Annotated in this window: 13 protein-coding genes and 3 pseudogenes; 7 read left to right on the forward strand and 9 right to left on the reverse strand. The window is 50.1% G+C overall.

The window, feature by feature from the left end:
- Positions 1 to 31 precede the first annotated feature (31 nt).
- From ACP8KU_RS02655 to ACP8KU_RS02695, 9 genes and pseudogenes are all read right to left on the reverse strand, one after another.
- A pseudogene (locus ACP8KU_RS02655) lies at positions 32 to 280 on the reverse strand (integrase core domain-containing protein); the annotation flags it as partial.
- 26 nt (positions 281 to 306) lie between these two features.
- The gene (locus ACP8KU_RS02660) at positions 307 to 738 is read right to left on the reverse strand and encodes a transposase (protein ID WP_484483929.1); all 432 of its coding nucleotides are present in this window, start codon (positions 736 to 738) and stop codon (positions 307 to 309) included.
- Positions 629 to 1,150 (reverse strand): IS3 family transposase, encoded by a 522-nt coding sequence (locus ACP8KU_RS02665; RefSeq protein WP_484484148.1) that lies wholly within the window; start codon positions 1,148 to 1,150, stop codon positions 629 to 631. Before ACP8KU_RS02665 ends, ACP8KU_RS02660 begins: the two co-directional genes overlap by 110 nt.
- A gap of 66 nt (positions 1,151 to 1,216) precedes the next feature.
- Positions 1,217 to 1,501 (reverse strand): transposase, encoded by a 285-nt coding sequence (locus tag ACP8KU_RS02670; protein WP_484483930.1) that lies wholly within the window; start codon positions 1,499 to 1,501, stop codon positions 1,217 to 1,219.
- Positions 1,502 to 1,573: 72 nt separating this feature from the next.
- Positions 1,574 to 2,567: pseudogene (locus ACP8KU_RS02675) on the reverse strand (IS3 family transposase); the annotation flags it as partial.
- 240 nt (positions 2,568 to 2,807) lie between these two features.
- Positions 2,808 to 2,937: pseudogene (locus tag ACP8KU_RS02680) on the reverse strand (transposase); the annotation flags it as partial.
- 48 nt (positions 2,938 to 2,985) lie between these two features.
- Complete coding sequence (locus tag ACP8KU_RS02685) at positions 2,986 to 3,633, reverse strand: LuxR C-terminal-related transcriptional regulator (RefSeq protein ID WP_023029135.1); 648 nt, start codon at positions 3,631 to 3,633, stop codon at positions 2,986 to 2,988.
- A gap of 94 nt (positions 3,634 to 3,727) precedes the next feature.
- Positions 3,728 to 4,195: an integrase core domain-containing protein gene (locus ACP8KU_RS02690; protein ID WP_198012719.1), complete on the reverse strand. Its 468-nt coding sequence runs from the start codon at positions 4,193 to 4,195 to the stop codon at positions 3,728 to 3,730.
- 361 nt (positions 4,196 to 4,556) lie between these two features.
- Positions 4,557 to 4,841, reverse strand: coding sequence for a transposase (locus ACP8KU_RS02695; RefSeq protein ID WP_237801799.1), 285 nt, complete (start codon positions 4,839 to 4,841; stop codon positions 4,557 to 4,559).
- A 268-nt stretch (positions 4,842 to 5,109) separates the two neighbouring features.
- Here ACP8KU_RS02695 and ACP8KU_RS02700 point away from each other — a divergent pair, with 268 nt between their 5' ends.
- From ACP8KU_RS02700 to ACP8KU_RS02730, 7 genes are all read left to right on the forward strand, one after another.
- Positions 5,110 to 5,247 (forward strand): hypothetical protein, encoded by a 138-nt coding sequence (locus ACP8KU_RS02700; protein WP_156906124.1) that lies wholly within the window; start codon positions 5,110 to 5,112, stop codon positions 5,245 to 5,247.
- Between the two features lie 67 nt (positions 5,248 to 5,314).
- A complete protein-coding gene (locus ACP8KU_RS02705) occupies positions 5,315 to 6,856 on the forward strand; it encodes an ATP-binding cassette domain-containing protein (RefSeq protein ID WP_284612888.1) in 1,542 nt (513 codons plus the stop codon).
- A complete protein-coding gene (locus ACP8KU_RS02710) occupies positions 6,808 to 9,384 on the forward strand; it encodes a class III lanthionine synthetase LanKC N-terminal domain-containing protein (protein WP_484483931.1) in 2,577 nt (858 codons plus the stop codon). Before ACP8KU_RS02705 ends, ACP8KU_RS02710 begins: the two co-directional genes overlap by 49 nt.
- A complete protein-coding gene (locus ACP8KU_RS02715) occupies positions 9,377 to 10,015 on the forward strand; it encodes an ABC transporter ATP-binding protein (protein ID WP_023029129.1) in 639 nt (212 codons plus the stop codon). The genes ACP8KU_RS02710 and ACP8KU_RS02715 overlap by 8 nt, the downstream gene beginning before the upstream one ends.
- Positions 10,016 to 10,284: 269 nt before the next feature.
- Positions 10,285 to 11,769: an FtsX-like permease family protein gene (locus ACP8KU_RS02720; RefSeq protein ID WP_484483932.1), complete on the forward strand. Its 1,485-nt coding sequence runs from the start codon at positions 10,285 to 10,287 to the stop codon at positions 11,767 to 11,769.
- Between the two features lie 334 nt (positions 11,770 to 12,103).
- Positions 12,104 to 17,989: a CshA/CshB family fibrillar adhesin-related protein gene (locus ACP8KU_RS02725; protein WP_484483933.1), complete on the forward strand. Its 5,886-nt coding sequence runs from the start codon at positions 12,104 to 12,106 to the stop codon at positions 17,987 to 17,989.
- Between the two features lie 261 nt (positions 17,990 to 18,250).
- Positions 18,251 to 19,822 carry a SpaH/EbpB family LPXTG-anchored major pilin gene (locus ACP8KU_RS02730; RefSeq protein ID WP_484483934.1) on the forward strand — a complete coding sequence of 524 codons (1,572 nt, stop codon included), beginning with the start codon at positions 18,251 to 18,253 and terminating at the stop codon, positions 19,820 to 19,822.
- Positions 19,823 to 19,849 lie beyond the last annotated feature (27 nt).

Consider the following 19,849-nt stretch of genomic DNA (forward strand, 5'->3'; position numbering starts at 1 on the left):
CTGAAGTGTCCTGGGTTTGGTTCCGCTTCTTTTACGGCCCTGTGTTGATGGGCTGGGTGAGATAGTACTCGGTTTCTACTTCCTGTGGGGTGGCGTAGTCCAAAGCTTCATGAAGCCGCTTGGTGTTCCACCAATGCACCCACTGCAAGGTGGCCAGTTCGACTTCTCCGACCGACGTCCACGGGCCTTGGGCATGAATCAGTTCAGCCTTGTAGAGACCGTTGACTGTTTCGGCTAGTGCATTGTCGTAAGAATCGCCGACTGTTCCGGGCCCGACCCCCGGAAAGTGGACACATCGGGGGCTAGCTATGCTGCTGTGGTCAGTATAGCCGAAGTCTTGGTTTCAAAGACATCAGGCGCTACGAGATTGCACCAGGAGTGGCGCCTGCGGGTGTTGTAGCGCATGCACCACCGGAAGACCTCTTGGCGACAGGTAATTGGGTTGTCAAAGACTTTCCGATCACGTAGCACTTCCCGCTTTAAGGTGGCGTTAAAGGATTCTGCTAGGGCGTTATCAGCACTCGTTCCTACCGCTCCCATGGACTGGCGTACACCTAACGACGAGCAGTAGTTCCTAAAGGCTTGTGAGGTGTACACGCTGCCGTGATCAGAATGGAAAATAGCCCCGTCAAGACTGCCGCGCACACCGTGTGCGTGGGCTAGGGCATCGATGACCAGTGAGCCCCGCATGTGGTCTGCGAGTGCATACCCTGCAAGTTTGCGTGAATGAAGTGTCAATGACTGTGGCCAAATACATGTTCTTGCCGCCCTTACAGGGCAAGTAGGTAATGTCGCCGACATACACACGATTCGGCTCGTCAGCTGTGAACTTGCGGCCTACTAGATCTGGCATGACACGGTGACCAGGCTTACGCCTGGTAGTAATGCATCGACGCCGTTTGCTAAAGCCTTTTAACCCCATGGATTTCATGATGCGTGCAACTTTCTTGTGATTGATCGGGGTATACGCCAGGTCTTCCTTGAGGCTTGCGGCGATGCGTTTAGCACCATAAAGCCCGTGCTCATCATCGAAGATGGTCTTGATTCTTGCACCAATAAGACCGTCAGAATACATCTTTAACCTGCGTTTTTTACGGGTGCTCACCCACTTGTAAAACGAGGAACGATTCAGCTTTAACACATCGCACATCCGCTTAACCGAGTACTCGGTTCGGTGGTCATCGACAAACTGGAAGCGGATCACCAGTGAGTTGCTTTAAGCAAAATATTTCGGGGCCTTACGCAGGATGTCGCGTTCTTCGCGCAGCTTAGAGACTTCTTTTTCCAGCTGACGGATTCGCGCAGAATCATTCGCCGCTTGGGCTTGATCGTGCACGGCCTTCGTGCGGGCACGTTTGCCAGTGCCGTACTTTTTGACCCAAGAATGTAGCGAGGCACGGTTGATACCGAGCTCAGCTGATGCTGAGTTCAGCGAGAGATCCTCGTTGTTCTCATAGAGGGCTACGGCATCGCGTTTGAACTGTTCGGAGTACCTGGACATGGTGGTAGATTACCTTTCTTCCCAGCTCGACTGGGCTGGATATCAGGTGTCCACCACATGGGGGTCAGGTCCTCCCACACTCGGGCGGATTCCTGACTCAGCTAGCGCGGTGGAATACTTCCACGACACGTACTGGCTGCCCCGATCGCTATGGTGAATTAACTGGTTTCATGAATTCGCCCTGCAGTCGTTAACGCATGTTCCAATGCCTCCATGGGCAGCGCATCGGTGCGCATTGTCGATCGTGTAGCGACACCAACAATTTTTCGGCTGTAGACATCAACGACAAACGCGGTGTAGGCGAATCCTGACAGGGTGCGAACGTAGGTAATGTCGGCAACCCACAACCTGCCTGGCGCCTGCGCATGGAAGTCTCGCTGTACAAGGTCTGGGCGATGATCCGGTGCCTTCGGGCTAATCGTTGTCACAGGGGTTCGCCCACGTCTGTGGCCAGAAACACCTGCGAGTTTCATCAGACGTGCGGTCTTGTCGCGGCCGATATGAAAGCCTTCACGGTTCATGGCGTGCCACATTTTGCGGATGCCGTAGACCGAGAAGTTTTCCGCATGCACACGCTGTATCTCTGGGATGAGCAGGCTATCGCTTAAGGCTCTTGCGCTGGGAACACGTGTGGTGGCTTTGCGGTAGCCGCGTGAGGTGATGAATCCACGATCTGCTTGTTTTAGGACTCTGCAGATGGACCCGGGCCCCAAACTGATCTTTATACGCGTCGATGTAGGAGATCATTTGGTCTTAGGGTCGGTCGAGTTCCGCTGCGAAAAAAGCCGAAGCAGTCTTAAGAATCCCGTTTGCTCGTTTCAGTTCGCGGTTTTCTCGGCGCAGACGCCCCAAGCTCTTCTTCCATTGTTTCGCCGCCTGAAGCGTCAGAGTCATCACGTACTGAAGCGCTGTCACGGTACCAAGCCCGCAACGTGTGGTGAGATACTCCAAGCAGCTCACCGACCTCCGTGTAGGCGCGTTGCAGTGAGCAAGACTCCAGGCGGACCATTTCGATGATCTGATGGACCGCCTTCTCCTTGAACTCGACGGAATACTTTCTAGGCATAGTTCAATCCTTCCTTAGCTGAGGTAGGAACTAAACCCAGGACGCTTCATTTCTTAACGTTTTGGGTCGAGTTCCGACGCGAAAAAGCTGAGGCAGCCTTCAACAGCTCATTAGTATCGCGTAGCTGGTGATTTTCACGGCGTATCCTCGCATGTTCGGCGGCCACATCTTCAGGCCTTGGTTCTGGGAAGCTCCCAGCACGGCGGGCTGCCTGCGCCCATTGCCGGGCAGCATGCCACGCACGATCTTGCACGCTTGCTGCATGGACATGTTTTCCGCCAAGATGCGGTCCTCAACAAGGCGAACCACACGGTCCTTTGCATCCCGGTCAAATTTTCTTGGCATATTCCAGATTTTCCCATCTACTCAAACACAACAAACCTGGCATACCTCACCTCGGAGTTTTAGTATAAATAGATTACAAATCGACATCATAAAAACTCTTATATATTAACTCAGCTCTGGAGACGGCTTCGTATTGTTTAAAGAGATTAGAAATATGCTTTTTTATAGAGATCTCGGAAAAATCTAACAATTCTGAGATTTGAAAAGTAGTTTTCCCTTGGCGCACGAGGTGGAGGATCTTACGATCGGTTTTGGAAAGAGCGCTACGCCTGTTGTGGGTAAAATCCGAATAATTGTGAAGAGTAAGTTTGACTAGTCGAGCAGTGTCCTGATTGGATAAGTAGCATCCGCCCCTTCGAACAACTTCTACCGCCTTTTGAACCTCTGAAATCGTTTTTGGAGGGCGGATAATCGCTGACACGCCGGCGGCCAGTAACGTTAAAAATATGTTATCTGATTCTGAGATCGTTAATGCGATGGAATAGGTGCGTACCGATGCACTGTTATTTTGAATGAAACCTAGGACAGGTAAACAGTTTTGTAATGATGTTGTTGCGTCGATAAAAACGATGTCGAAATGCTGGTGCCTTAAAAGTTCAATGGCATGCGTTCCACCTCTTGAGACTGAAACATCCTTTAGAATACTCTGAATTAAAGAAAACGGAGGAACTAGGTCGTCAGGTGCGTTGGTATCGGCGTCGCTTAGAATCAATACCCTCATTTAAGGCCTCCGTAAGTTTAAGCGGTAAAGCAGGTATAGCATTGAAGTTGCCTAACAATTAGGCCCAGTCTGTTTAAGTGTTGACCGTGTTTTCTTATCTCCATTGTTGTGAATACTTTCGTGGACTGAGGTAGCCCAGTGAAGAATGCGGATGGAAGTTATTGTAGCGCCGTGACCACTGGGCCACGAGCAAGCGGAAGTGCTCGAGATTCTCGATGTTGTTGTCTACTAACAGTTCGTCTCGCATCCAGTTGTGGAAAAACTCGACCTGCCCGTTATGCCACGGCTGATCTGGCGGGAAGAACGCTTGGATTGTTTTATCCTCGGCCGCCGAATCTTGCAGCGCATGTTCGATGAATTCAGGGTCGTTGTCCATCCGGAGCATCGGCGGACGCCCGCCATGGTCAAGGCTTGCGGGGGCGAGGAGTTCGATTACGGATCTCGCATCGATTTTCTTGTTGACCGCGAAAGCGACGTGTTCGCGAGTGTATTCATCGATGATGCTGCAGATCTCGATCGTCTTAGCAAGCCAAGTCGAATCAAACTGGAAATCCCAAGCCACACACCGCGCGGGTATTGCCCGGCAGGAGCATCTCGCAGGCCGTGGCCAGTGGCGCATTTTCGTTTCCTGCGCGGTAGTACGCGGAGGCCTTCTTCACGCCAGAGGCGACGGAAGGTTTCTCGGCACATCCCATAGCCCTCAGCGAAGGCGCTTATCCTGGCGCGCCGGTGGCCCCACCGGCGGTGATCACGCGCGAATTTATGCATCCACTCGCGCAGTTGCGCGTATTTATCAGGCTCACTGGCCCAGTTCCTAACACGCTGATAAGTGTTGCGAGAGAGTCCGAAGATCTGACAAGCGTATCTCTGAGAGTAGCCCAGCTCGACCAGGTACCAGACGGCATCATGGCTGCGAGCTGGGCTTAGAAGTTTCCCTCCGATAATTCTCTCAATGCCTCTTTGTAGAGCTCTGCATGACCAAGCAGGCGTTTGAGGCGCGTGTTTTCCTCGCACAGTCGTGGGAGTTCTTTGGCTTCGCTCTTGGTCATCGCCGCGTAGGTTGACTGCCACCGATTCAGGATGGATTCACTGATACCGAGCTCGATCCAGATCTGAGCCATGTTCGATCCTGATTCTCTGAATTCTTGAGCCGCATCGAGCTTGCGAACAAACTGTTCGGGAGTGTGTGTACCGAACTTCTTCACCATTCATCCTTTCTCTCCACCCACAGGCAGGGCATCAGTGGACAACACTAAAGTCACCTGGACCTAGAACCAAAGGCACTCCAGTATCTCCATTTTCATCGGGTTGATTGGGTAGTAAACACCGTTATCATTATTTTGATCTATAACTTACTTCAAATCAATCATTCTGATGGGGATACTATACAAAAGTATAAGAAAGCTATATTTTTCTAACATTTATCATGAGGTCTTGATAACTTGGATTCCCGAGAAGGTAAGGAGGTGAATATTAATGACCAGTATTTATGAAATTCGTGAAGCCGCTAAGGGGCTCGGCGATCAGGTTAATCGTGCAGATAGCCATGTGAGCGTGACTGACTGCGCAGCTGCACGGGAAAGCCGAGCAAGCATTGCTTGGTGTGGTAACTAAAATTTGTTTGGAGTGAGGGCTCTGAAGAGAGCCCTCACTGCATTTTATGAGTGAGAGAATGTTTCCAGTGCGTTCCCTTTGGGTGGCCGCAATCGCTTCGGCTGTTACCTCCGCGTTGTGGATGGTGCAACCATGGTTGCTTGGACAGTTGGTTGATGGTCGAACAATTCTAAGGTTCCCAGCGTGGGTGGTTCTAGTAAGCGTAACTATTTTTTGGGCTTTGGTAAGCAAAGGAGCCGAGTTCCTCAAAGGAATTGCTGAAGTTAACGGGATAGGAGCAGTCAGGACCGCCCTATTGGAGCGGTCAAGGATTGAGGTGAAGGAAAAGGGGATTCCAGCCTATAACGACAATCTAGCCTCAAATATTCTTACTGATTCCAGAGAATATGTTTCCGGAGTTGTGAGTATCGTCTGCTCGATTTCTTCTTCGCTTACAAGTGTAGTCGTAGCTGTGATTTTAGTTCTTCGGGTTAATAAAGCTTTTCTGCTCTTTATTGCGATCTCATTGATAGTCGGAATCCTCCTGACAAAAGAAGGTCTGCGGAAACTGGAGTACTCAAATGCAAAAGCGCTCGATATGAATGCTCAGCTTGTAGACGAAACGGCTTCCTTTGTGAGGAGTTATGAAGAAATTAGAGTTTTTGACGCTTTTGGTGAGGGAAAACTTGAAATCGATGATACGGTAAGTAAAATGACTTCAGCTTTGCGCGGAGTGGTACTTACCAAGTTCATTTATTTGACGGTTCCCTCTCTTATTTTTGCTTTGGTTCCTACAGTGTGTGTCGCCTTAGCAATGATTTTTCTCGTTCCTAGAGGAAATTTGTCTGTCGGTGAAGTGATTACCGTTTTTACAGTTGCTGGGATGGTAGTTTCCCCGGTTCAAGCTGTGACTGAAAGCTTGGAAAGCTTTAAAAAGTCGGAAGCTGCGAAAAAAAGAATTCCAACTTTAAAGAGAAAAGAGTCTTTAATATCGGAGACTGCTGATTTACCAATTATCGAAAGCTCATTGTGCTTGAATTTTGCGGGAATTACGTGCGACGAGTTTCAGGCAGAGGGTAGTTATTCAGATAGTTTTAAACGGTCAGATCTTGTAATGATTTCCGGAGCGTCCGGCTGCGGAAAAACGACACTCTTGCGCGTATTAGCTGGCTTAAAAGCTCCTGAATACGGATTTGTTGAAATTTGGAATGGGCAGCAGGTTGAAAAACCAAGCAATAGGTACCGAGATTTAATTGGCTATTGTCCTCAAGAACCGGGCCTTGAAACTGAAGAAGTATCAGGAATTCTGGCGGATATTCTAGGTTTAGATACGGGTTTAGACGACTTCCTTTCCGACATATCAGATACTTTAGCTGGAAGTTCGACGGCTCTTACGGTAGGGGAACTTTCTGGAGGACAAAAGCGTCGGCTGGCCCTAGGAAGGCTTTTAGCGTCCACTAAACCTATACTGCTTTTGGATGAGCCATTCTCAGGACTTGATGAACACAACTGTGTACGTTTAGCAAAGCTATTAAATTCACAACGCTCCAGGATTGTCGTACACGCTAGTCACCACATTCCATGTCAGATAAGAAACACAAAAATAATAGCAATGAAGGATGGAAATTGAAGCTCAAAACATTTGCTGTGAGTTCACACCCTTTGGTATATGACGACCCTAAAAGAGAAAGTGAAAGGTGGAAAATTTCTGAACGCTGGAGCTTTTTAAGTCGTGATATTGCTTCTCCATGGCGCTTCGTCGGCCCCAAGCCGAACGACCTTCCTCAATGTGGATGGAAAATCCACCTGAGTGCGATTCCTTCACAAGCTGAAGAAATTCTGGGCACGGCGATTCCAATTCTTGTAGACGCAGGAGTTTACTTTAAGGTCGCGGCCGATCCATCAGTTTATTTTAAAAAGCTCTTGAAGACAGCGTCGGTAGACGAATTTGGCAAACTTTTGACGGCATATCCGGTGACGCTTGAGAAGTTTGATGCACTGGTCTCCGAACTTTATCATGCACTCCAGGGTTTTCGTGCACCCGAAATATTATCCGATGCCCAGATAGGCAACTCCCCAGTACATTTTAGGTATGGATCATTCTTACTGATGGAGAAGTGGTGCGAAGAAAAACAACGTTGGCTTGAAGCACTTGAGTCCCCCTCGGGAGAGGTTTTTTGGCCGAGTCGATCTGGGTGTTTAGAGATTCCCCGATGGGCACCTCGGAGTGGATCTATCAATGCTGCCTTAGCTAAGCGTGATAGAAACGCAGTCAGAGTCCCCTTCGAGGTAGACCAGGTTCTTCGCTACAGCAGTAGAGGTCTCTCGATGAAAGCCTACTATCAAGGTCGTGAGGTCTTTGTAAAGGAAGTTAGAGTGCTTTCGGGTTTCACTACAAGGAGTTCGGACGGAGTCTCCAGCCTGAAGCAGGAAAGTAAAGTGCTGGAGGAACTAAAGGGATTAGACGGAGTTCCAAGTAAGTGCGAAATGATAAATGGTGAGAAGTCTAGCTTTTTGATTACCGATTATTTCAACGGGAAATCACTTAGGGCGTATGTCACGGAAACTTGTCCGCTCGTCTTGGGGACCGAGGAAAAAACGGATTCATACGTCTTTTGGGCGAAATCTTGCATGGAAAAGGCTAGAGCCGTACTTACTAGGGTGCATGATATCGGCTGGTGTCACGGTGACATTTCACCTGACAACATTTTGGTTTCTCTAAACGGAGAGGTCATGATTGTAGATTGGGAGGCGGCGGCCCCTACAGGAACAGGGGTCCCCAAATACTGGACACCGGGATTTTCTATGGCGGATCCGAGGATCCGGTGTTCAAATCAAGAAAAAGATTTTCGTCTCGAGGAGAACGACCTTTACGGGCTGGGAAAAATCGCGCTGTCACTTTTTTACCCGTCTGCGTCCCAGGTGGACTTCTCATTAGAAGAGCGGAGCGTGATTCTAGATGAGATTCAAGATTTCTACGGTAAAGCGGCTCGTGAATGGTTGGAGGAGTTTATCGAGCTCCCTGTACCGCGGTACGCTTTTGGTCGAGTCAATGAGTTTGATCTTGCAGGTGGCATTGTCGAGTCGTGGGGCAGGTTCGAAGAGCATTTGCAAGTCAGCGAGACTATACCAGTTGGAGCCGGTAGCTTAGGTAGCGGTACGATATTTTCTCCCGAAGGGCTGCGGGATTTAGTGTACACGCAAAGTCAAAACCAGTACGAAGACTACAGGTTTAAGAGTGAATTATTGAGGAAAGCGGAAATAGATTCTGATCTTTATAACAGGAATGCTGTACATTTGACTGAGCTCCGTATGGTGCTAAAACCTACACCAGACTCGATAAATGAGTATGTTCAATCCTTGGAGCGAGAATACAGTTCGAAGATTGAGCATGAATTCACGCTTGAAAAAATGATTCGAGATCTAGTTATACTTTCTCGCGTTAGAGGTTCCGGATCATTACTCCGAAATGAGACAAGCCTTTTGCTTGAAGAGCTTGGACTGAATTTGTCTGATCTGCTCCTTAGCTCCTTTGGGGATAGAAAGATCGAAGCCTCCGGTGGCCTTTTAAGCGGCTGGAGTGGAGCTGCTATGGCACTCCTCCAGTGGTGGGAATTCGAACAAAGCTCGAGGGCCGAGAGTGTTTTAGATGTCGCTGAAACTATGTGTACCGAGGACCTTCTTGGTTGTAAGAAGTCCAAAAATGGAAGCTTGATGATCGATGATGGGGATAGGCTGCTCCCGTACCTAGCAGAAGGAAGCGCTGGTGTCTTGTGGGCAATAACTGAGTTTGCGAAAAAGCATAGAATCATTGCCACCGACGAGCAACTTTTAGGCTTAATAGAAGCGTGTTCGTCAAAGTACTTCGCTACAGCGGGATTGTTTTACGGTCGTGCAGGCTGTTATTGGGCGTTGAAGCGAGCTAATGAGGTTTTTGGCTCTCAAGTCGGAGGACAAATGGTTCGAAGTCAAGAAATACTTTTGAAAAAGCAATGCATGGAGATGGATGGGGTAGTCTATTGCCTTGGAGACCGCAATGAAAGGTTTACTCTTGACTTCGCCTTTGGCACGGCTGGAGTGCTTTACGCACTTACCAAGAAAGCTTGTCGACCAGGGGATTGGATCCCTTTTCCTGAACTAGGAGGAAAGAATGCTTGAGCTATGTAACTTAGAAATATCGTCGAAACGAGGCAAGATACTTGCTTGCATAGACAAACGCTTTTCGGAAGGAAGTGTCCATTGGGTTCGAGGCAAATCGGGGGCAGGTAAAACCACCCTCCTAAAGACAATCGCCGGACTTCAACCACCTTCATCAGGAGAGGTAAAATTATGCGGAAAAAGTCTTTGGTCAATTTCGAGACGTCAGCGTGATATGCTGAGGGCTCAATCTATGGGCGTGGTGTTCCAAGATTCAGGGTTGATCCCTTGTCTAACTGTAGGCGAGAATCTAGCTTTTGCGTGCAGCCTTTCTAGTGACTCATCACTTTCGACAGACAGCAGTTCTCTGCTCACGAATTTCGGGATTATTGAGCTATCTGATTGTCTTCCCGGTGAACTTTCCGGAGGCCAGCGCCAGCGTGCAGCTGTTGCAACAGCGCTTTGTAAACAGCCGCGACTTATTCTTGCAGACGAACCTACCAGTGCACTCGACGAGGAAAATGCATATATTGTCCTGAATTACCTTTCGCAATATGCCCAATCCTGCCAAGCAATTGCTTTGATAGTTTCCCACGATGAACGCGTCGCGGAGTTTGCTGATCACAGTCTTGCAATTGGGGGCCCTCTGTGAATTATCGCTCGTTGGCATCGAAGATTCGGAGGGACACAATCGTTGAAAGTGTCCCATTTCTTTCAACTTGTTTTGTCCTTACTTTTTTCATCGGCATATTGATCTCGACTGTAGGGGCGAAGGAAGTCACTGAGTCGTTATCGATGGGGCTGATGTATTCTGCTGTCGTTTCTCTAGTACCTTTCAGCTTGGCTCTTAAGTATTGTATTAGGCACGTCATAATGGGGAGAAGAGCACATTATAGAGCCCTTCGTTTGTTTGGATTCCCATTGTCAAAGATTCGCTATGGGTTGGTGTGTGAAGCTGTAGTAGTGATCGCGTGCTTTTCCTTGGTCAATGCTTTTCTTGTACCAATGGTTATTCAGCCGCTTTTTTCGTTTATATATTCTGGGGTTAGAATTACTTCGCCTTCTGGTTTCCCGTCCCCATTCCTCGTGGCTTTCCTTACGTGCTTGGTTACGACCCTGCTTAGTATTTTTCCCCTACGGCAAGAAACGAGTTCTCTAGCTGAGCTAAGGAAGAAACCTGTTGGCGTAGATGCAGAGCCCAGTAGTCCGCAAGCTTCAGAGTTGTTTCATTATCCGTTGGGGATTGTTGCTTGTGTGCTGGGAGTCGCCATTTTTCTTTTGATACCGCAGGCTCCTCCAGGAAGCCGCTGGCCGTTGTTGTTCATTTATGCCACGCCTTTTTTGGTTAGCGCTGCTTCGGTATTTATTTATGCGCTTATTCTTTACGTGATTGAGCGTTTTTTGTTACGCCGACGTGGTTGGACCTCATTCGTGCTAGCTATTCGACTTTTGCGTTCCTTCATTCCCGCCACAGTTTTGCGGATGGTTTGCATTTTTGTCTTACTTCCAGTCATATTATTTGTTTCTAACGACTCGGCCCTTTTCTCCGCCCGACAGGCATTAGCCGATAATGTTGAAGATGTATTTGTGGCAGCTCCGGTCGGTGAAGGAACAGATGGCGTTGCGGAGGTAAGAAAAGCTTGTCGAGATTATTCGCAGGATTGTTTAGGCGTGCTAAGGTGGGCGCCGGCTATTGAAGACTCGGGACAGCTTGAACCTTCCAGCCTGGAAGAAGGGGCCGTTTACACCCTAGTGGAGGATCGAGATGGAACCATTGATTCTTTGTTAAAAGACAAGGGCGTAGTAGGTCAAGAGCCTCGTTCCCCATTTGACCAGACTTGGATGCGACCATGGGATCAAACCTTCAATTCTCAGTCAGAACCTGCTTGGCAAAGCGATGAGGAAGATACGTATTCAGTTGCAGTATTTTCGAACCCTCCTGACCTCGGAGTTACTGAGAATATATCAATTGCGAGTGCCAATCAGTGGGCAGAAAAACTTCCTGAGCAGTTACTTTATGGCCCGAACGGTACGGGCACTAGCGAGTTTATACCACTATTTGCCTACGTGATTGTTGGTGTGGCAGTCCTTATTTTCGGGTTGGCGTTAGCTCAGCAGGGGAGGCTTATTCGGGATGCGCGAACAATTTGGGAACAGGGAGTACCAGTCACTGAAGCGTATCGCACTAGAAAACTGGCCAATTGCGTGCCGTCTGCCTTCGCGGTGTTGCTTTCGCTGGGAGTAGCCGGGTTCCTAAGTACGTATATGGATTCTCAAATTGCACATAGATTGGTAATTCACTTTCCCTCTCTTCCTCTTGGTCTCATCCTATTCTTAGTAGCGGTTATCGGTTTGGCTGCCATTAGTAGTAATTTTGTGCAGTCACCAAAAGAGGATAATGGTTAATCGGTCGTGTAATGGTGTTCATAACTCAAGCTTGAAGCGCCCCAGACTTTCCCAACTACTCAAACGGAACAAAACCTGAGGCACTTCAATATAACGATATGGGAAGCTCTGGGCTATGATGTACATGTTGGTGGTTGCCTTGAGCTATGGCCCACCCGAGGCATGTTTAGCGGCTGGAATCGACACGTTATTCCGAGTGCCATGCCTAAAGAATTGCGCCGAACCGTAGTGGATTGTGCACTGTGGTGGGCGGAACCGTAATCGGAAGGACACGTCGATGGCTCATTCTGCCTCGTCTCTGCTTCGGTCCCTATCTTCAGTACTCGTACGCATTGTGGCATTCGTACTTAGTATTGTCATTGGGGCTTCTTTTTTGGTAATACCCCAACTGACAACACCGCACGCAGCGGCAGCCGAAGGCTCTAATAGGAATAGCTCGGATGGCACCAACTTTGGTGATTGTTCCTTTCGTACAGGCACAGGCGATGTTGAACAATGGGCGAATCAGATTTGCTGGCTTGATGTCAGTGATATGACGAGGCCGGGGCGCGTCACCCAACATGTTGGGGACTACACCATTACGTTTGACTTGTCGATTTCGTCGAAAGATCCAAATACATCAATTACGTCGCAGCCTAACCCGACGTGGTCCGAAGCTATTTTCGGGAAACCTGGCTTTTTCCAGAAAGCAACTGGGAATATCACCCAAGATGTGCTGCAGATGGAGGGGGGAAAGGACCCGTTTACCCGTTTTACATTGAGCAATATTAAGGTCGAGCGCGCTGGTGTCAAAGAATCGTTGTCCAACTACCGCTTTGCCGTCGCGGATGCTGAATCTACGGGTGGACCTGGCATTGGTGAGATGATCAGTGTGGACGGTGGTGCCGGCAGTAAAGTCACTGAACCGGTGGAGCTACGCCGGAATAATGAGCATAAGGCCTGTGAAAGACAATTCGGCGTGGGCAAAGAGCCGACGCCGGGGCAGTGGCGACCCATCGCTGATGATGATCGTCAAAGAGGATTCGTGTGTCACTCCAGAGTCGGTGGTGCGCACTCGTCTTGGGTGGTCGGGGTAGATAATCCAAAGACTATGCAAATCAGCATGGGTTCTCGCACGCCGGGTAAGCAGGCTGTCGCTATCGGGGTGTCCCTCAATCGGCTTAGTTTTAACGCGAAACAAGATCTAGCAAAGATCGATTCTTCTTACGAAGAAGCGGCGACTCAGGTATCCCGGAATGCCGACTACCATGCTTTTCTTAGCGATAACACCGGTGAAACTGATATCCCGGTCAACGCAGGTGGATCCGGTACGGTGATGCGTCGGCTTGACACTCATGGGAACGCCACGGGCCGGATAGGATTCCGTTCCCAACTTAATCCGACGGACAAGGCGTTCGACCGTTATGATCCCGTCTGGCGTTGTACGTTGAGCAATTCTGATGGCGGTGTCCAAACCTTTGATATCAAGGCCGGAAATGTGCCGAGTGGTTATGACTTAAATAAAGACACCGCATCCGGGCAATCGACATTACTACTGCCAGCAAACGACAATCGTGTACCCAATTGCTCGGTTTCCTGGCAGCCCAAGTTTTCGCCAGCTGCGTTAACCCTAAGCAAAAAGGTAAATGGTTCCGCGGCAAACTTTAGCGATATTCAGTCCCGTAAGTTTACCTTGCACTACTCGTGTAAAGCTCCGTCCGGGTTTGAAAACGCCTATCCGGAAGTGAAGCTGGAAGATGACGTTGAATTAGAGAGCGGAACCTCTGAAGTAGTTAGGTCCTTGCCGGAGGGTGCGTCCTGTACCGTGAGCGAAAAATTTGCCGAGGGCGAAGAGGCCCCTCCGGGAACGGACTTTAGCCTCGCATGGAATGGTCAAAAAGCTACGGGTGATCCGAATTCTGCGGTCAAGGTGGAGCTTAAGCCGGATAGGAATAATCCCAGCCGGCCTGCCTCCGGGAAGGCTGACGCAGTAAACACCTACGATTATCAAAAAGCTTCACTAAAGCTCAGTAAGCGTATCACCGGTGAGCCAGTAAATGATGGCGAGGTTGGCGGTGCCTTTAAATATAGCGTGCGTTGTGAAGGCACGAATATGGGTCAGCGGAATGGAACGCTGGATCTCAGCAAGGCTAAGCCGGAAAACTCCGCGGTCATCTCGGACCTGCCTGTCGGAAGGGAGTGCATTCTAGAATTCTCGCCTGAGTTTTCTGAGGAGCAGGACCAGACGATCTCCGTTGATAAACAAAGTGCCACTTTGAATGGGCAACCCATTGAGACGGATGAAAACAACTACTATCACTTCTGGTTAGAGGCGAAGGGAAAAACGAAGGAGCTCCGCGAAGAGACGGAGTTCGGGTACAAAACCTTCCCTTTGGTCATCCAAAAGCAGGTTTCCGGATTAGCGGCTGGCAATGAAGACGTGAAAGCCCTTGATTTCCAGGTTAATTACCGCTGTGAGGTAGGTGGAAAGACGGTTAAGGAAGGAAAAGTTAATCTCCTTCACAACGGCGATGAAGTATCCATCGATGGAATCAGGGCAAACGCCGATTGCTACGTCTGGGAAGATGAGCCAACTGGAACTACAACGGCCGACTTCAAAGGCGCAATGATCAGCGCTACAGATGCCAGCGGTATTGTAAAAAAGCTGAGCAACGCGGAAGCACAAAATGCTGCCATTGTGACTATGCGCCAAGTATCAGGCGATAGCCGGAACGTGGTCACCGTGACGAATAAATTCGACTCAAAGCTCGGGGCGGTGACCCTGCGTAAAAACGTTGAATCCACGGTAAACAACGCGACCCTTCCAGGTTCCTATACCTTTACATATCGCTGCGGACCGCGGAACGTCTACGAAGGTAGCGGCGATGATGCGCAAATCCGGATCGTCAACCTCGAAGGTAAAGTCACTGTACCTGCTGACGGGGAGGCAAAGTTGGTCTCGGACGATCCGCGGCTGAATGATAAGAATGGCAAGCTGGGCGTGCCCTATGGCAACGAGTGTAGCTTTGTCGAAGAGACACCCCAGGTCAGCGGTGGCATCAACTTCGAGACCGATACTGACCCAGTAAAGGTTTCAGTTGACGGCGAAAACAATACTGCGACTGCAACTAACAAATTCACACCTGCCGGCCAAGGCCTAAATATTTCTCTGCGCTCTACCGGGCGTGAGTCATTGGCCCCAACATCGTGGAATTACGATCTGCGTTGCGATAACGGCTACTCCGCTAAACTTGATTTAGCTCTAGGAAAGAGCGCAAACATTGCGGCGAATGAAGTTCCTTTGGGAACGGAATGCGAATTAGTTGAAGAAAAAGACTCTGCAGAGCGTACGTCCGATACTGGAGAAACCTATCCCATCGGTATCGATTCAGACTATCGTTACGCCGCCGATGAAGGCGAGCCTAAAGAAATAGGCAATGGGGAAAAGTTCACCATCGGTGAACAGTCCACCATTCAAATTCACCACGATTATCATTTCTTGCAAGCTACGGTTTCGAATGCCAAAGAAGTTAATTTTGATGATCCCAATAATCTGATCTCGCAAACTAGCCGTGAGGCCAAGGCGGCTCAGGAGTTCCCTGTCGAGCTAAGATGCACCAACCCGGATGGTACGCCTGGCGTGCACGTGACCTCGACGATCAAGGTAGGCAAGAGCGAATCAGCAAATATTAACGTGGGTTCGCACTGTACAATTTCCGAGCCGAAAATCGATCCGGAGGTCGGTGTCTCCCTAGAGCAGAGCATTAATCTCAATGGAGATACCAGTGTGGGCGGTTCTAGGGACTACACGTTTAGCAACCCAGATAATGTAAATGTCACGTTCATCAATACCTATAAGCGTCAAATCTCGGACCTTAAGTTGAATACCAAGGCGTGGTTGCCAAACCAGAGCATCCGCGATCAGTATTCGGCTGCCGGTAAGAATGTTGCAGATATCTTTAATGAGCACAACTACAATTTGGTGTGCCAAGAAGCTGGTGCTGCCGGCGGTGGTGACCCCCTGTTTAGCCAAACGGTAACAGTCAAGGGTGAGGGAGATGCCACGTTCACCGGGGTTCCTGTAGGCGCCGATTGCCATATAACCGGTGATCGATTCGGTCAACTGGACTTGGATATCAACGACGGGGAACACGATAATAAAGCGTTCGTCCGGCCATCCCATGTGGAATGGACTACCCAGCAACAAGCCGGAAATGCGGTGGAAGACAAGGAACTGAAAGATGAAAAGTCGACCTCGCCCTCTTTCAACATCTCGGGTGAAGACGACGAAAACCAAGTCCGCCTTGTAAATCACTACGAGTACGAGACCGCCAAGGTGAAGCTCAGCAAGGATCTCGTAGGCCGCGAGGGTAATCTGAAGGAAATCCCAAACAACTATGAAATGAACTTCACTATGCAGTGCGAGGCTGTGGGCTATAGGACCAGTACAATCGGTGATCTTTCATTCCTTTCGCAACACCTGCGGCCCAACTCTGCATCTGTAATCCCGTCTTCTATCACCAAGAAGCAATTCCACGATGCTGGTACGCAAGGGGAAAATAGCGTCCTTTCCTTCAACTCTGACGAGGCCCTAGTTCCCGCAGGAGCAACGTGCCGAGTAACGGAGCAAGATGCCTCCAATACCCCGGTGGCATTGGAGATCACCCCGGAAGAAAAGGACATCGAAAAGAATGCCCCTAATCCTGGTGCGGATAAAGCAACGGATCTTCACTTCATCAATAGGGTGGAGCGGCGCACTGCACCTGTGAATTTGATTGTCCGGAACTCTGGATATCTTGAGGGAGCTAATCCTTCGGGATATACCGCAACTGTGGTTTGCAAGGATCCGGCGGCAACGGCAATCACTGAGAATTTCCCATTAGCCGATACCAGTGCGACGGAGTTGCCGCGAACATATGAGGCTCCTACGGGCGGTCGTCCCCTGCAACTTCCTGTTGGCGTGGACTGCACACTGCAACTAGGTGGCGATGCATTTGCGGAACGCGGCCAGCTGGAAGCCACGGCGGGCAGCCGCACGCCATTGACCCAATACGCACGATGGGCCGCTGACCAACGAGAAATCCCAAACAGCTCGTTATCGAAGATCGCTGCTAAGGACGTCAAAAAGGACGATAAGAAACGTGAGTACACGTTTAAAACCGCGGCAGAGCGTTCATCCACCAGTGAACCCATGGTGATCGGTGCAGATATTTACCATCCGCGTGCGCATTATGACGTCAAATTCACTAAGAACGCCTTTGGTGGCCCCGCACAAGACGCAGAGTTTACATTCCGCCATTCTTGTAGCGATCCCAATGACCCAGACGCGTCCGATGGGGAATTTACTTTGAAGTCGGGTGGCGAGCACACCATTAAGAACGTTCCTGTGGATTCCGATTGTCAGATCACCGAGATCAACGATGGAGTAGAAGGCAACGACTCCATTTTCAGTCTTGGTGATACGGGCGATCGAATCACTGCGTTGCCAAGCGCCTCGGGCGGTTCTCTCCCAGGCGGAGCGCCTGCCGATGCCGCTGAGCCGAACAACGGCGAAGCAATGAGGTCGATTGCCTTTAACGTCCAGCCGGTCCAAGACGGCGCTGACACGAGCCGTTCCGGTGAGCGGTGGTCAGTAGTGGCAAAGAATGAATTTGCCGGATTGAATGTGGAAAAGTCTATTGAGGGTACGCCCTTGGGCAAGCTCACGGGTGATGTATTCGATACCACGCTGCTTCCGGCAGATGCGAAGACCATGCCCATGACTTATAAGGTCACCAATGATGGTGTATTCGATCTGGAAAGCCTGCAGGTCAAAGACCAATCCTTGGCGGGATTGCACCTTCTAAAGGACGGCAAGTCCGTGGAGGTTCCGCAAGACGGCGTTATCCCGCAGGAGATTTGCTCCCCGCCGGAAGCACTCAAGGTGGGTGACGAATTTAGTTGCAGTTTCGAGGCACAGATACCGGTGGGTGATGATGAAACTTATCGGTACCCAGATACGGGAGACTCCACCGTGACTGTGACTGCGCAGGTACAAGGACAAGACGGCGTTCATTCTGCTTCTGGTTCCGATACGCAAGGGGCACTGCGCCCATCTGGGCTTATCGCAGGCCTACTGCCCGAAACGGGTATGCAGACCCTCGTATGGATCCTCATCCTGGGGCTTGCGCTTCTTGGATTTGGACTGTGGCGTTACCTGCGTCAATCTGACGATGAGGACGATTCCCCAGAAGAGTCCTAGCAGGACTAATCTTTGGCACCCAGCAGGGTGGTGGGTCCTTGCTAATTAAGGCATAGCGGTCAAAGTGAAGCATTCACCTTGACCGCTAACCTTTGTATATATTCCTTATTCAATAACTATCTTTTAGCAGGTGAAAAGTTTGCTTCTCCAATTGTGTAGTGGACTATCACCGGCATATACTTTTACACTGGTTTCATTTTCGCGCTGACCGGCTCCCTTGAACTTCGGCTCAGTAATTCTCTATGAGAGGACCCCTTACTAATGTCTCGTATTGCCTCTAAGACCTTAGCGGTCGCTCTTGCGGCAGGATTGGCCGCAGCCACCCCAGTTGCATTCGCTGCTCCCGGTGATGGTGCATCGGTACTGGCACAGGCCGAAAATGTCCGCGCCTCTATTGATGCAAACAAAACGGGTTCCATCACCATCGATAAGCACTCGGGCGATCCCGTTGGAGATGGCAATCCAGGCGCGGACACCGCTCTTGAGGGGATGAAGTTCAAGGTCGAAAAGGTCCAGATGACCAATAAGCTAGATACCGCAGCTGGCTGGACCGAGGCGAAGAACTTGGTTGAAACCGGAGCTGAGAACGCAGCGATCGACCAGGGATTTACGGCGCAGGAAAAAACTACTGATGGATCCGGTCAGGCTAAATTTACGGATTTGGCCGTCGGCATGTACAAAGTGACTGAGCTTCCTAGCGAAACCAACACTAACTACACTATCGGCGCTCCGTTCTTGGTCACCGTTCCTTTAATCGGGGATGACGGTGCGGTAAACTATGACCCTAAAGTTTCCCCGAAGAACCAGCTGATTCAGCCAAAGAAGAGCGCCGAAAACGGAAACGCCAACGTTGGCGATAACATTTCTTATACCATTGAAGCTCCGGTACCTGCGGGTGACGTTGACCGCCAAGGCAACCGCAATATCCCGCATTTCGAGATTACGGATAATCTCAATGAGCACCTTGATTTTGCGAACGGTGCAGATGGCGTAACCGTGAGCGCTGAGGGAGTCGAAAACCTTACCCGCGGAGATCAAGGTGACTATACGGTCGCAATTACCGGAGACGGTAATAAAAACCTCTCGGTGAAATTCACTGACGCTGGGCGGGAAAAGCTTGCTACGGCTCGAGCCAACAAACCTGATCTCTCTGTGCAGGTAAAGTTCGACGCCACGGTCCTGAGCATCCCTGCGAACGGTAAAATTGAAAACCTCGCTCATTTGGACTTGAACGGCAACGATCAAGATCCCGGCATCCCCACCACGCCTGGCGGGGACAACTCAGGGAACAATGAAGGCTCGACGACGACGCACTACAACGACGTGTCGATTATGAAGACGTTGAACGGTGAGCCTACTGAGGATGAAGCCACCGGTGCTGGCGCAGAATTCCAGGTTTTTGAGTGCACCGCTGACGGTGACAAGTGGCAGGTATCTGATCAAGCTGATCCTATTAAGGGTGCCAACGCAGAAGGTACGGCTGTAGTTTCTGCAACGCTGACAGCGGCTGAGCCAGCACAGGGCGAGGCAGCAAAGGCCGATGGCTACTTCCTGCAATTCGATCCGAATAAGGAATATTGTGCGGTCGAGACGAAGGCTCCTCAGGGCTACCTCATCAACCCAGATCCGCACCACCTTGCCAAGTCTGATCAAACGCGCGGCGAGGGTGAAAATACTCGCTTTATTTATACCGCGACCATTGATGACGTGAAGGACAATATCTGGGGCAAGCTGCCGGCTACCGGTATGCGGACGATGCTGATCATCCTCGGCCTCGGCGCGCTCTTGTTCATCGGCGGTGCCTACTACCAGCTGAAGCGCCGTAACGCCTAAACGGGCAAGTGGCTCATACCCGCGTGC

This window comes from Corynebacterium sp. LaCa_282 (assembly GCF_057198125.1).